We start from the raw sequence: 13,911 nt of genomic DNA, 5'->3' as shown, positions 1-13,911 counted from the left end.
TTCAGGCAGTCTCGCGGACCGCACGGGCGAGGATCCCCAGGCCCTCGTCCAGTTCCTCGGATGTGACAGTCAGCGCCGGCATCAGCTTGACTACCTCGCTCTCCGCGCCCGACGTCTCGACGAGTAGTCCGAGCTCGAAGGCACGACGGGCGACCCGCCCGGCACGGGTCCGGTCGTGGAATTCCAGGCCCCAGGCGAGACCACGGCCCCGGTGCCCTCTGACGTCGGCGACATTCTCCTCGGCGACGGCGATGAGCTGCAGCTCGACCTGCTCGCCCCGCTGTCGGGTCTGCTTCTCCATGGCAAGGCCGTCGGTCCAGAAGATCTCCAGGGCGGCCCTGGCGGTGACGAAGGCGGGATTGTTGCCGCGGAAGGTGCCGTTGTGCTCGCCCGGCTCCCAGATGTCCAACTCGGGTTTGAACAGGCACAGCGACATTGGTAGGCCGTAGCCACTGATCGACTTCGAGACGGTGACGATGTCCGGCGAGATCCCGGCCTCCTCGAAGGAGAAGAACGCGCCGGTGCGGCCGCACCCCATCTGGATGTCGTCGACGATCAGCAGCATGTCGTGCCGGCCGCACAGCTGAGCGAGGGCGCGTAGCCACTCGCTGCGGGCGATGTTGATCCCGCCCTCGCCCTGCACGGTTTCCACGATGACGGCGGCCGGGTGGCTGAGCCCGGATCCCCTGTCCTCCAGCAGGCGCTCGAACCACCGGAAGTCGCCGCCGGCGCCCAAGTAGTTGTCGAACGGCAGCAGCATGCCGTGCATCAGCGAGACGCCCGCGCCGGCGCGCTTCGAGACGTTGCCGCTGACAGCCAGGGCACCCAGCGACATGCCATGGAAGGAATTGGTGAACGATGCGATGGCCTCGCGTCCCTTCACCTTCCGTGCCAGCTTCAGCGCCGACTCCACCGCGTTGGTGCCGGTCGGACCGGGGAACATCACTTTATAGGGCAGCCGGCGTGGCCGTAGCACGATGTCCTGAAAGGCCTGGAGGAACGTGCGCTTGGCGGTTGTAGACATGTCCAGGCCATGTGTGACGCCGTCCCGTTCCAGGTAGTCGATGAGAACGCGTTTCAGCGCCGGGTGGTTGTGTCCGTAGTTGAGCGAACCGGCCCCGGCAAAGAAGTCCAGAAACTCATGTCCGTCCTCGTCGTACAGTTTGCTGCCCTGAGCCCAGTCGAACACCACAGGCCAACCACGGCAGTAGCTCCGTACCGCGGACTCCAGAGTCTCGAAGATGCTCGGGTCAGGCTGGGTGGTGGTCACACCGGAACCTGGGTGCGCAGGGTCGGCTCGACGAGCCGTACGCCACCGTGACGGTCCATCAGCATTCCTCCTGGAGGGATTTCGTGTCCAGCCTCTTCACAGGTTGAGAAGGACGTTTTTCCGTTGCACGTAGCCCATGAGGGCCTCTCGGCCCTTGAGGCTGCCATAGCCAGCACGACCGAAACCACCGAAGGGAACCTCCGCGCCTCCAATTATCGACTGGTTTGCGACGATGTGTCCTGCTCGGACCTTGCTTGCGGCTCGTAACATCCGTCCGAGGTCGCGAGTGAACACGCTGCACATCAGGCCGCTGTGGCCGGCGCTGTTGGCAAGCTCGATTGCTTCGCCCTCCGTGCGGAATTTCATCACCGCCATGACAGGACCGAACACTTCTTCCTGGGCGACCCGCATCGATGGATCGACGTCTCGGATCACCGTCGGCCTGAGGAAGGAGCCCACCCCCGGAAGTCGTGTGCCACCGGCAACGCACTTGGCCCCGGCCCGCGTTGCGTCTTCCACGATGCCGAGCACCCGGGCGAGCTGTTTCTCGCTGTCCACTGGCCCCATGTAGGGCTTGAACTCACCATCTCCGCTTTCGATGCCGGGGCCGACAGCTAAACTATCTGCCAGGGAAATTGAACGGTCGAGAAGCTCCTCGTAGCGGGACTCATGCACGATGATCCGATACATTCCGCAGCAGAATTGGCCCGCGTTCAGGTACGACCCCATGCGTGCCTCGGCAACGAATTCGTCGAGGTCTGCGTCCTCGAAGACGATCGTCGGGGACGTCCCGCCGACCTCCACGATACTGGGGACAAGACCTTTGGCGGCGGCACCGGTGACTGCTGCGGCCGCTTGCGCTTGTCCGATGAATACCAGATGGTCAATCCCTGGGTGGCCGGCGAGGGCGACGCCCGCCTCGGATCGCCGCCCGCAGAATATGTTGATTGAGCCGGATGGAAAGCCGACGTCCTGTGCGGCATGCGCAAGCCAGCCTGCGGAAATCGGAGACAGTTCGGATGTCTTCATGACGCAGGAGTTCCCGGCTGCCAAGGCCACCGCCAGCGTGCGCGAGGGGATGTAGATCGGGTAGTGCGAGGGCATGAACTGTGCCGAAACGCCAAACGGCTTGTATACCGTGAAGTCGAAACGAGTGCTGTCGCAGGGCACGGAGCGCCCTTCCATCGACTCTGTCATAGAGCCGAAGTAGTCGAAGAGACGGATGGCCATCTTGACTTCGGCTTCAGCCTCGAAAAGCGGTTTCCCCTGCTCTAGAGTGATTGTGCGTTTGACGTCGTCGATGTGGTCGGCGAGGTACCCGCCAATCGCTCGGACCATGCGGCCTCGGTCCATCGGATGCAGGTCGGCGAGCACTCCGGATCGATGAACACGCTGTGCGGCGGTGACGGCGCGGTTGACATCGTCCGCATCGGCGAGAGCGTGTTCCGCCAGGGCGTCGCCCGAACTCGGGTCCGTAACCTTGATTCTGCCAGCCCCGCCGTGGCAGAAATCTCCGTCGATGTAGTTCGGCCAATACTGTCGGATCATGTCGATCTACGCATCCGATCACTCGAAGTAGTTTTCCATACTGCCTTTGCGCTTGGTGTCCAGAGTCGAGCAGTGGAAACCGCCGGCAAGCATCCGCGAGTGGCGGATCTTGAGCGGAACCACGGTGATCCCCTGCTCTTCAAGAAGCTTGATCAGCGGCAGTTGGTCGCGGTCAACGAGAACGAGATCCGGCTTCAGGCTGAAGAGGTTCATATCGATCCACCGGCTCCCGATTGCTCGCGACAGGTAGGTGCTGTCAAAACGGTCGGCACCAACCATCGGGGGACTGTAGATGATTTTCCACTTGTCGAAGATCGGCGGAAGCATTTCCCGGGTCACCCACTCCGGGTTACACAGCAGCAATCCGGGTCGAAGAGCGACCACCGATGTATCGATGTGACTGCCGGTATAGTTGATCCGGCAGGTATGGACCCTGAAGTCATCGCCGAGCGCAATCTGCAGCCACTGTGCGCCCAGGTCATTTCCGGTCGCGCTGATCAAGTAGAGGAGATCCCGGCCGAAACGGAGCACGTTGGCAGCGTCGAACACTGGCTCATCGTTCCTGGGGACAAGATCTTCCTGCTCTGCGGTAAACAGGCTGTCCAGTAGCATGGGCTTCGGCGCGCTGTACCATTTCGCTCCGGCTTTGAGGTACTCGACGAGGATTTTGCGGTAACTGTACGCTTCCAACATGCGGCCGCGGATGACGTTGGGTGTCTCTATAATTTGGTTGCCGACGACCAGAAATATGTCTCGCGGGCAGTAGTTGTAGAAGCCTTTCGTCGACCACAAAGGAGTGGTAATCGTTTGGTCATGCGGCCAGGTGTCGGGTCTCTTTACAACGATGTCGAGCTTCTCCAGGCACTCGATCATCGCGGCCAGATCTTCCTCGGTTTCTTCGACGATGCCCGGCGGGAATGCGCCCGTCGGGATCCGATCGACTGGGGTGTTGGGGAACTCGGCGAAACGTGTACTCGGGTCGGGGTGCGGGTATCTTGCGTTGAGTGGGTTCCCGACGACGACCTCCACTAGGGGGTCCCACTCGTTGCAGCTCCAGACTCCAGCGATCGTGTCTTCCTGGGTGCTCAATGGAAACCCGACCCGGGAGTCGGACTGTGGGTTGTGCTTTTCACCGGGATGGCTCCTATGGGTGAGGCTTCTGTTGACATGTCAAACCTGCGAGGCGGTCGAGGCCTCTTCTGGCCCGAGCGGTCGGTGTCGCGGGGTGCCGGGGCGGTTGCTCAACTGGATGCCGCCGCCGGACTGACCGCACGACGTGGGTCAGGTCCGGACGACAACGTGTCCCGGTGCTTCGCCTCCGGTAGGAGAGCGATGCCGAGGTGGCGTTGGATATCTGCTTTGACCGCAGCGCAGGTCTCGTACGCCTGCGCCGGGCCGGTGCCGACCGTGCGGATCATTCCGAACCGGTCGAAGTTGCCGCGCATGGCGCCGACGCGGGTACCTGGCTGCAGACGCTCCCACCCGGAGTGCAGCCTGGCCCGGAACGGGTCGAACCAGTTGGGCGCCAGATCGTGCCGCACGGTCGTGGCCTCGGCGGCGCCGAGCAGGGAGTGGGACACCGCGCCGCTGAGTCTGAGCGGGGCGGTCGGAGCGTCCCGGCCGAGGAACAGGTCGACCAGGATCGCGAACATGCTCTGGTCGGCGACGGCGTTGACCGTCTCGGGCAGCGCGCCGCCGGCCATCCGCGGGTTGGCTTCGACCAGCCGGAAACCCCGGGTAGTGCGGATCATCTCGACATGGAATACGCCCAGGGTGAGGCCGAGTGTCCTACACACCTGAGCGGCGTACACACCGAGCTCGCGTTCCGTGGCCTCGTCGAGTGCGGAGGGGATGGTGCACCCCAGCTCCACGACCGAGTTGTGCAGTCCGGTCTTCTGCAGCGTGGAGACGAGAGGTGTGACGGATCGACCGTCCGCAGCGACTTCGACGGAATACAGGTCACCGACGGCCAGTTCCTCGACGACGAAGCGCTCATCGAAGTGGGTCGACATGCCAGCCGGGAGGTGTTCCCGTTCCCCGGTCAGACCAGCGAAGTGGGCCCGTACCTGCGCGGGCTCGCGGGCGATGGTCGTCAGCCCTTTCCCGATGCCCAGGACCGGCTTGATGATGACCGGGTACCCGGTGCCCTCGGCGGCGGCCAGTGCTTCGTCTTCGGACCCGACTACCGAGTAGGCGAGGCTCGGGACGCCGGCTTCGTCGAGGGCCTGCCGACACCGGCCCTTGTCGCGAGCGGTGGCGACACCCTCCGCGGGGGTGCCCCGCGCTCCGATCAGGCTGGCGAGCGATGCGGCCAGAGGTGCGCAGAAGGCCAGCGTCGAGAGGACCGCGTCGACCTCGTCGGGCCGGGTGCCGGCCGCCCGCAGGGTGGCCAACAGATCCTCCGGGGTACGGACGTTGCGCATCTCGGCGGTGCGGTCCGCCAGCTTTCTCGCGAGCTGACGTTGTCCGGAAGAAGCTGTGAAGTCGTACCGGGGAGAATACAGGTATGTTACGGTGTGACCGGCCTGCTTCGCGTGATTAATCGCGTTTACGCCTGACCCCGAGGTCTCCACGAAGACAATGTGGCTCATGAAACTCCTGGTTCAATGTTGTTGATTTCCCGTGCTGCCCCGGGCGGCATGGAACTCCTCGGCCTGGTAGAAGTCGTATTCGTTGGACGTGCCGTTATCGAGTCCGGTCACCCACTCGATGAACTCGGCGGAGAACTCGGGGGAAACGGTACGCATATGGTCCCGGGGTGAGACGTCGTGCCATTCACCTTCCCGATAGGGAGGTAGCCTGGCGGTCTTCATTTTGAATGCTGGGTCCATTTGCGGATGTCTGCGTAGGTCGCGTTGGAGGTCGGTGTCGACGATCCCGGGGTGAGCACGGATGACGGTGATGTGGGGTGCCGTGAGCTCGAATTCGCGGCTCTGGATGAGGGCCATCCTGTTTAGCGCGGCCTTTGTCATGCTGTACAGCCCGAGACAGGCAAAGGAAAGCTCGGGCACCGGACGCGCGAGGGACGAGGTGACGTAGACCACGCGGGCGCCGTCCATCGCGAAGCGCCCGATTCGCTGTAGTGACGCCGTGATGGCGAGCGGTGCGTAGACGTTGACCCGGAATGCCTGCTCGACCTCGGCGTCCGAGAGTTCGTGGAGCCAGCCCAAGGGCGAGACAGCTGCGTTGTGGATGAGCGTCGTGACCCGGTGGTCGGGATGGTCCTTGAGCCATGTCGTCAGGAGTGACTCGACGCGTGCCGTGTTCGCCAGGTCAATGCTCAGGTGGTGAAGCTGATACCGCTTGTGCCCGGCGGAGCCCTCGTCGTCCCGGGCGGGCGTCCTGGACACATTGAGTACGTCTGTGTGCGCGAGAAACGACTGCACCAGGCAGCGTCCGATGCCGCGGCTGCCCCCGGTGATGAGAGTGAGCTGCTTGTATCCCATGTCGTGACGCAATCTGTCATCGGGCGGCGGCGGACTCCGGGTCGAGGTTCGATGGGATGTCGACGCACTTCGGGAACAGTTCGATCGAGCGCTGGCTCCACCAAGGGTTGCCCGCCGCGATGGAGATGAGGTCGCGGCCCGCCACGTCGGCGCGGAGGCCGAGGTAGTAGGCGATGTAGACTGTAAAAAAGTGGCCAAAGAAGAACTTTTTGAAAAAGTCTTCCTGGTCGAGGTCGATGATGACGAACTCGATATTTTTGTTCTGTGGGATGCTCTGGTCTCCGAACAGCTCTTCCAAGGTCCGGATCTTGTTCTGTGTGTAGTCGTCCGCGTTTGCGTCGCGGAACACGACCATGGCCTGCTTGGCTGACGGATCGGAATAGGCTGCGACCTCGGTGTGGCTGAACTCGTGGAGCAGGTTGCGGTGGGTCGGGACCATCGCGATCTCGTTGAAGAACATTGTGGTCTGCTTGAGCAGGGTCACGTACCAGTCGGCGGTGCCGAGCAGGGCGATCCGGCTGTCCCGCAGCCTGACGGCGATGGCCTCCGCTTTCTCGAGGGTACCTCCGTGAAACGCGTCCTTGAGGAAGGCGACCGACGCCTCCAGTTCCTCCCGGTATGAACGCTGCGTGATGCCTAGCCGGTGGAAGAGGTCGAGGAATATCGCGAAGAATTGCTGTACGTGGTAGAGAGGGTATTCTCGGTCTGCGTGGCGGAGCTTGTACTGGATCAGTGAGGTACCGTCCTCCCGGCACATCCCGGCGATCTTGCCGCCGCCGGTGAGAACGAGCAGGTTCCGGCCGGCGTTCATCTCGTGCATGGCATCGTAGAACAGACACGGCTCGACCGACCATCCGCTGTAGCACACGATGATCGTCAGCGTGCAAGGATCATTCACGACCTCCCGGTTGACGAACCAGTCCAGGTCGTAGTCGTTGACGACTTGGACGTGCACCGGAATGCCTTCGGACAAGAAGAAGCCCTTCACGATGTCCGACACGACAGAGGAGCAGCCCATCCCGTAGAACACGATCCGCTTGAACTGCCCGGACCCGATGCGCTCTTGCAGGTCCGGGTCAAGACCGCTGAGGTCGTACTCATGTCCCCAGAGGAGACTCTCGAAGAGGGGGGTTCCCAGCATTGGCTCAAGTCGTTCCAAACGCGGTTGCACCTAACAGCTCCTTGTGTTGGCTATTTCCGTGGAGAAGTGCTGGAGTCGCGACAGCGGCTCGAGCCGTCCAGGCCGGTGGTCCGACCGACGGGATCGCTGTCAGCAACGCGACGCCGGTGGCGATTGTGATCGCGTCGCCCGGCTCAGTCGTTCCCGCGTTGACCCGTGCCACTCCCAGCGCGCCGATTCATCGGTCTGTCGGTGGTCCGATCGGGCGCTATGTGCACCCCGATGCCACACGGTTGGCGGGTGCCGCGTGGTCCACCGACGGTGCCGAGCATAAGGAACTGGGCAGCCAAGAATTGCGACTGGGTTTGATTGGATCGCCATAGGCAGGGCTGGAGATTTGCCAGGTCATCAATGGATCAAGTAGTGCGGTGAGATGATCAAGAGTGACCGGCCCTGACCGGCTATCTTAGGTCTGGCGCAGGACGGCTGCGACTGACTAGCGGTCTTTCCGGTGCTGGACTGGCGTAATCGGCGACAGCGAGAAATGGCCAGTCCGATTTAAGATCATCGCGGTCCCCCTGATGGATGATTTAGATAAAAAGCTACCGGTCGCCAGTTGGTCAGTCAAGGGGTAGCCGTCAATGTCTCTTGTTGATCTACCGGGGGAGTTTCATCCTCACCTGATCGTTTCGGTCTGGGCATCTCGCGCCTCCAGGGCGAGCGTTGGGTGATGGTCATCGCGTTGCGAGATAACTGCTGGTCATGGTGGTCCTGTCGGCTACGGTGAGGTCCGGGTGGGCTTCCGTGTGGACAGTCGGACTCGGACGAGTCGGCGGAGCCGAACAGGACCCGGTGGCCCCGCCGAGCGAGCCGGTGGCGGCGATCGCTGGCGGCCTGTTGGTCTCCTGCCAGGCCCCCCGAGGGGCATCCGCTGCGGGTACCGTCGGTCATCGCCCGGCTCGCCGAGTGCGCCGCCCTTGGCGGTGCCGCCGCCGTACGGGTCAACCACCCCGACGACGTACGGGCGGTGAAGTCCGCCGTGGACCTTCCGGTGATCGCGCTGCACAGGGAGCGGGCCGCCGACCGCGACCTGATCACCCCACGCTGGGAGCTGGTCGAGGCGCTCACCGCCGTCGGGGTCCGGACCGTCGCCGAGGGCCGGTTCGCCACCCCCGACCAGGTGCGTGCCGCGTTCGCCGCAGGCGCGCACGCGGCGGTCGTCGGAACCGCGATCACCGACCCGGCCGCGTTGACCCGGTGCCTCGCCGCGGCCGTTCCACGCCTGACCGGCCCGGCCGCTCCACGCCTGACCGGCCCGGCCGCTCCACGCCTGACCGGCCCGGCCGCTCCACGCCCGACCGGCCCGACCGGTGCCGCCAGCGCCGGCAGTTCGGCGAGCCTGGCTGGGCAGCACTGATGGAGGCAACCATGGCCGGCACCGGCGACCCGGTCACCATCGGTGTCGACATCGGAGGTACGAAGATCGCCGCCGCGCTCGTCGTCGCCGCCGGCACCGGTACCGGCGGCGCCATCGTGGTCGGCGGCGACGTGGTGGTGGGCCGGCACGGCTTCGCCGGCAGCGTCGGGCACCTGCCGGCCGCCCGGCGCCTCGGCCGCCGCTGTGGTTGCGGCGCGGTCGACCACGTCGAGGCGTACGCGGCCGGCCCGGCGATCGCCGCCGAGTACGCGGCCCGGACCGGTCGCGGTGCGGCACCGCCCCTGGAGGAGGTCGCGGCGGCGGCCGCCAACGGCGATCCGGTCGCGCTGGAGGTGACCGACCTGGCGGCCCGGGTGCTGGGCACCGGGCTGGCCACCGCCGCCAACCTGCTCGATCCCGAGGTGGTCGTCCTCGGCGGTGGTGTGGTCGGGCTCGGCGACCGGTTCGTCGCGGGCGTACGCGCCGCGCTGCACGCGGCGGCGCTGCCCGGGATCGACCGGCTGCCGGTGCGTACCGCCCGGCTCGGCAACGCCGCCGTGCTGGCCGGCGCCGCGCTGCTTGCCGGCCAGCTCAGCGCTGGCCGGTTCAGCGCTGGCCGAGGTCGATGACGGTCTCGGCACCCGCCGCCGCGCCGCCACCTTGTCTGCCGGTCGCCGGGTCGCCACCTCGTCCGCCCGTACCGCCGCCGCTGGCAGCGGCGGGCCGGGCCGATTGTCGGTCCGGATAGAGCCACAACGATCCGATTGCCAGGGCCACCAGCAGGTGTACGGCGGACTCGCCGCCCCCTTTGTGGATCCAGCCCCGCCAGCCCGGCATGACGCCCAGCAGCAGTTCGCGCCCCGCGTCGATGTCCGCCGGTGCGATGACGAACGAAAGGGCAATCAGCGCCACGGTCGACGCGCCGAAGCCGACGACCAGGCCCACCCGGCACAGTCGGGGCCGTCGCCGGGGCCCGGCGGTCAGCGCCCATGCGGCCAGGCTGCTCACCGCCGCGATTCCGAGCATCGCCAGGTACGGGGTGCGTGGCGAGGTGACACCGGCGAGGGTGTTGTTCAGGTCGAAGACCGCACCGGCCCGCAGCCCGGTCGCCTGGATGCTGAGCGCCCCGACGACGCCGACGAGCAGGGTACCGAGCACCGCCCCGTACAGACCCCATAGCACGCTTCTCACCCGACGGACCCTCCTCCCCGGACCCGGTGCGACCCGACGCCGCGACACGCCGAACACAGTATCTGGTGTTGTGTCTTCTGGCTCGCTCCCATATATGGTGTATCCCGCAGCTGGTTCGGCCACCCCTCGGCGGTGGTCGAGGCAAGAGGGAACCCGGTGGGAGTCCGGGACTGCCCCGCAGCGGTGAGTGGGAACGACCGCCGTCACCGAGCACTGGACCCGTGGCGGGTCCGGGAAGCGACGGCCAGTAGGCACCGGCACGACGCCCACGAGTCCGAAGACCTGCCAGCGTGCCGCACGCGTCGCGTGCGGTGGTCGAAGGCCGCGCGGGACGGCCGACGCCGACGACCGGTCCACGCCGGCGGAGCAGACCGCCAGGTGAGTGACCGGTGGCGTCCTCCCCGCGTGTCCGTCGACCGGTGGACAGGCACGACAAGGGGAACCGATGCAGGTACGCAAGCGCAACGGCGACACCGAACCGGTGGACGTCAACAAGATCGTCAAGGCGGTCGAACACTGGGTCGCCGACCTGGACGAGGTCGACCCGCTGCGGGTGGCGACCCGGACGATCAGCGGACTGTACGACGGGGCGACAACCGCCGAGCTGGACAAACTGTCGATCCAGACGGCGGCGGAGCTGATCGGCGAGGAACCGCAGTACTCGAAACTGGCGGCCCGGCTGCTCGCCGCCTACGTGGACAAGGAGGTCCGCGGCCAGCAGGTGGCCAGCTTCAGCCAGTCGATCCGATACGCCCACGGCCTCGGGCTGATCGGCGACGACACCGCCGCCTTCGTCGCCCGCAACGCCCGCAAACTCGACGACGCCGTCGACGTCGACGGCGACCTGCGCTTCGAGTACTTCGGGCTGCGAACGGTGGCCGACCGCTACCTGCTGCGGCATCCGCAGACCCGGCTGGTGGTGGAGACGCCTCAGTACTGGCTGCTGCGGGTGGCGTGCGGGCTGTCCCAGACGCCGGCCGAGGCGATCGACTTCTACCGGCTGATCTCCAGCCTGGCCTATCTGCCCAGCTCACCGACGTTGTTCAACTCAGGCACCCGGCACACCCAGATGTCGTCGTGCTTCCTGGTCGACTCGCCGCGCGACGAGCTCGACTCGATCTACGAGCGTTACCACCAGGTGGCGAAGCTGTCGAAGTTCTCCGGCGGGATCGGCATCTCCTGGTCGCGGATCCGTGGCCGGGGCGCGCTGATCCGGGGCACCAACGGCAGGTCGAACGGCATCGTGCCGTTCCTCAAGACCCTCGACGCCGGGGTCGCGGCGGTCAACCAGGGCGGCCGCCGCAAGGGCGCCGCCTGCGTCTACCTGGAGCCGTGGCACCCGGACGTCGAGGAGTTCCTGGAGCTGCGGGACAACACCGGTGAGGACGCCCGGCGCACCCACAACCTGAACCTGGCCAACTGGATCCCGGACGAGTTCATGCGCCGGGTCGAGGCGGACGCCGACTGGTCGCTGATCGACCCGTCCGACGCGCCGGAGCTGCCCGACCTGTACGGCGAGGCGTTCGACGAGGCGTACCGGGCGGCGGAGAAGAAGGCGGTCCGGACGGTCAAGGCCCGCGACCTGTACGGGCGGATGATGCGCACCCTGGCGCAGACCGGCAACGGGTGGATGACGTTCAAGGACGCCGCGAACCGGCTGTCCAACCAGACCGGCGAGCCGGGCAACACGATCCACCTGTCCAATCTGTGCACCGAGATCCTCGAGGTCAACAGCGACACCGAGACCGCCGTGTGCAACCTCGGGTCGATCAACCTCGGCGCGCACGTCACCGCCGACGGCGTCGACTGGGACAAGCTGCGCGCCACGGTCCGTACCGCCGTGGTGTTCCTCGACCGGGTAATCGACATCAACTACTACCCGGCGGCGCAGGCGGCGGCGTCGAACCCGCGCTGGCGTCCGGTCGGGCTGGGGCTGATGGGCCTGCAGGACGCGTTCTTCACGCTGCGGCTGCCGTTCGACTCGGTACCGGCCCGGGAGTTGTCCACCCGCGTACAGGAGGAAATCTTCCTGACCGCGCTGGAAACCTCCGCCGGGCTCGCCGAACGGTTCGGCCCGCATCCGGCGTACGCCGAGACCCGGGCCGCCCGGGGCGAGCTGCACCAGGACCTGTGCGGCGCCGAGCCGGGCCAGCCCGAGCGGTGGGCCCGACTCCGGTCGACGATCGCCGCACACGGCCTGCGGAACTCGCTGCTGGTCGCGATCGCGCCGACCGCCACGATCGCGTCGATCGCCGGCTGCTACGAATGCATCGAGCCGCAGGTGTCCAACCTGTTCAAGCGCGAAACCATGTCCGGGGAGTTCCTGCAGATCAACACGTACCTGGTCGGCGAGCTGAAGGCGCGCGGGCTGTGGACGGCACCGGTCCGGGAGCAGATCAAGCGGGCCGAGGGGTCGGTGCAGGGCCTCACGGACCTGCCCGCCGACGTGCGGGAGCTGTTCCGTACCGCGTGGGAGCTGCCGCAGCGGGCGCTGATCGACCTGGCCGCCGCCCGCGCCCCGTACGTCGACCAGTCGCAGTCGTTGAACCTGTTCCTCAGTGCGCCGACCATCGGCAAGCTGTCCTCGATGTACCTGTACGCCTGGAAGTCCGGGCTGAAGACCACCTACTACCTGCGGTCGCGTCCGGCGACCCGGATCCAGCAGGCCACCGTCGGCATCGCGCCGACCGCCGGGCCGGTCGCCGGGCCGGTCGTCGGGCCGGTCGTCGGGCCGGTCGTCGGGCCGGTCGTCGCGGCCGGCGCCGACGAGGCGTCGGCCTGTTACCTGGAAAACCCCGAAACCTGTGAGGCCTGCCAGTGACCGTCTCCGAAACCAGCACCGTCTCCGCGACCACTAGCGCCGCCACCAGTAACGCTGCTGGCGCGGGCCGACGGCAGTTGCTGCTCGACCCCGGCATGGACCTGACCCTGCGGCCGATGCGCTACCCACAGTTCTTCGACCGGTTCCGGGACGCGATCAAGAACACCTGGACGGTGGAGGAGGTCGACCTGCACTCCGACCTGCCGGACCTGGCCAAGCTGTCGCCGGCCGAGCAGCACCTGGTGTCCCGGCTGGTCGCGTTCTTCGCCACCGGCGACACCATCGTCGCGAACAACCTGGTGCTCAACCTCTACCAGCACGTCAACTCTCCGGAAGGCCGGCTCTACCTGTCCCGGCAGCTGTTCGAGGAGGCGGTGCACGTCCAGTTCTACCTGAACCTGCTGGACACCTACGTGCCGGACGAGCGGGAGCGGTTCGCGGCGTTCGCGGCGGTGGAGAACATCCCGTCGATTGCCCGTAAGGCCGAGTTCTGCTTCAGGTGGATCGATTCCATCTTCGAGCTGCGGGAGCTGCGTACCCGCGCCGACCGGCGGGCCTTCCTGCTCAACCTGATCTGCTTCGCCGCCTGCATCGAAGGGTTGTTCTTCTACGGCGCCTTCGCGTACGTGTACTTCCTGCGGTCCCGGGGGCTGCTGCACGGTCTCGCCTCGGGCACCAACTGGGTGTTCCGCGACGAGTCGATGCACATGGCGTTCGCCTTCGACGTGGTGGACACGGTCCGCGCCGAGGAACCGGACCTGTTCGACTCCGAAATGGAGCAGCAGGTCAGGCAGATGCTGGCCGAGGCGGTGGAGTGCGAGGTGCAGTTCGCCGCGGACCTGCTCGACCAGGGCGTGTCCGGGATGTCGTTGGCCGACATGCGGGAATACCTGCAGCACGTCGCCGACCGGCGGCTCGCGGTGCTCGGCATCGAGCCGATGTACGGGTCGAAGAATCCGTTCGCCTTCATGGAGCTGCAGGACGTGCAGGAGCTGTCCAACTTCTTCGAGCGGCGGGTGTCGGCGTACCAGGTCGGGGTGACCGGCTCGGTGACCTTCGACGACGACTTCTGACCCGCGTCCCCGCCCGGCCCGCCGC

At 66.2% G+C, this 13,911-nt stretch carries 11 protein-coding genes and 1 riboswitch; of the genes, 4 read left to right on the top strand and 7 right to left on the bottom strand.

Annotated elements, in window-relative coordinates; genetic code table 11:
* Window position 1 precedes the first annotated feature (1 nt).
* The 6 genes from ectB to EDC02_RS22600 form a co-directional block, all read right to left on the bottom strand.
* On the bottom strand, window positions 2-1,270 hold the full coding sequence (gene ectB, locus EDC02_RS22625; protein ID WP_123603694.1) for a diaminobutyrate--2-oxoglutarate transaminase: 1,269 nt from the start codon (window positions 1,268-1,270) through the stop codon (window positions 2-4).
* A 96-nt stretch (window positions 1,271-1,366) separates the two neighbouring features.
* A complete protein-coding gene (locus EDC02_RS22620; protein ID WP_123603693.1) occupies window positions 1,367-2,818 on the bottom strand; it encodes an aldehyde dehydrogenase family protein in 1,452 nt (483 codons plus the stop codon).
* An 18-nt stretch (window positions 2,819-2,836) separates the two neighbouring features.
* Window positions 2,837-3,847 (bottom strand): inosamine-phosphate amidinotransferase 1, encoded by a 1,011-nt coding sequence (locus EDC02_RS22615; RefSeq protein ID WP_199757732.1) that lies wholly within the window; start codon window positions 3,845-3,847, stop codon window positions 2,837-2,839.
* A 212-nt stretch (window positions 3,848-4,059) separates the two neighbouring features.
* Complete coding sequence (locus tag EDC02_RS22610) at window positions 4,060-5,409, bottom strand: acetyl-CoA carboxylase biotin carboxylase subunit family protein (RefSeq protein WP_123603692.1); 1,350 nt, start codon at window positions 5,407-5,409, stop codon at window positions 4,060-4,062.
* A gap of 12 nt (window positions 5,410-5,421) precedes the next feature.
* Window positions 5,422-6,264: an SDR family NAD(P)-dependent oxidoreductase gene (locus EDC02_RS22605; RefSeq protein WP_123603691.1), complete on the bottom strand. Its 843-nt coding sequence runs from the start codon at window positions 6,262-6,264 to the stop codon at window positions 5,422-5,424.
* A gap of 16 nt (window positions 6,265-6,280) precedes the next feature.
* Window positions 6,281-7,423 (bottom strand): SIS domain-containing protein, encoded by a 1,143-nt coding sequence (locus tag EDC02_RS22600; RefSeq protein ID WP_148083563.1) that lies wholly within the window; start codon window positions 7,421-7,423, stop codon window positions 6,281-6,283.
* Between the two features lie 988 nt (window positions 7,424-8,411).
* Between EDC02_RS22600 and EDC02_RS41800 the strand changes: the two genes are divergently transcribed.
* Both EDC02_RS41800 and EDC02_RS22590 read left to right on the top strand, forming a co-directional pair.
* On the top strand, window positions 8,412-8,801 hold the full coding sequence (locus EDC02_RS41800) for a hypothetical protein (protein WP_233606229.1): 390 nt from the start codon (window positions 8,412-8,414) through the stop codon (window positions 8,799-8,801).
* Between the two features lie 11 nt (window positions 8,802-8,812).
* Window positions 8,813-9,430: an ROK family protein gene (locus EDC02_RS22590; RefSeq protein ID WP_158632271.1), complete on the top strand. Its 618-nt coding sequence runs from the start codon at window positions 8,813-8,815 to the stop codon at window positions 9,428-9,430.
* On the opposite strand, the gene EDC02_RS22585 is transcribed toward EDC02_RS22590, so the two are convergent.
* Window positions 9,408-9,992: a hypothetical protein gene (locus tag EDC02_RS22585; protein ID WP_148083562.1), complete on the bottom strand. Its 585-nt coding sequence runs from the start codon at window positions 9,990-9,992 to the stop codon at window positions 9,408-9,410. The genes EDC02_RS22590 and EDC02_RS22585 overlap by 23 nt on opposite strands.
* Window positions 9,993-10,086: 94 nt before the next feature.
* Window positions 10,087-10,297, top strand: a riboswitch (cobalamin riboswitch).
* A 140-nt stretch (window positions 10,298-10,437) separates the two neighbouring features.
* Here EDC02_RS22585 and EDC02_RS22580 point away from each other — a divergent pair.
* Together EDC02_RS22580 and EDC02_RS22575 are read left to right on the top strand one after the other, a co-directional pair.
* Window positions 10,438-12,813 carry a ribonucleoside-diphosphate reductase subunit alpha gene (locus EDC02_RS22580; RefSeq protein WP_233606227.1) on the top strand — a complete coding sequence of 792 codons (2,376 nt, stop codon included), beginning with the start codon at window positions 10,438-10,440 and terminating at the stop codon, window positions 12,811-12,813.
* A 95-nt stretch (window positions 12,814-12,908) separates the two neighbouring features.
* Window positions 12,909-13,886, top strand: a complete 978-nt coding sequence (locus EDC02_RS22575) for a ribonucleotide-diphosphate reductase subunit beta (RefSeq protein ID WP_233606430.1) — start codon at window positions 12,909-12,911, stop codon at window positions 13,884-13,886.
* Window positions 13,887-13,911: the final 25 nt, after the last annotated feature.

The sequence above is a fragment of the Micromonospora sp. Llam0 genome (assembly GCF_003751085.1).
In the GTDB taxonomy this organism is placed as follows: domain Bacteria; phylum Actinomycetota; class Actinomycetes; order Mycobacteriales; family Micromonosporaceae; genus Micromonospora_E.
Note: the sequence above shows the minus strand (reverse complement) of the source record. Positions and strands in the feature narration are given on the sequence as shown.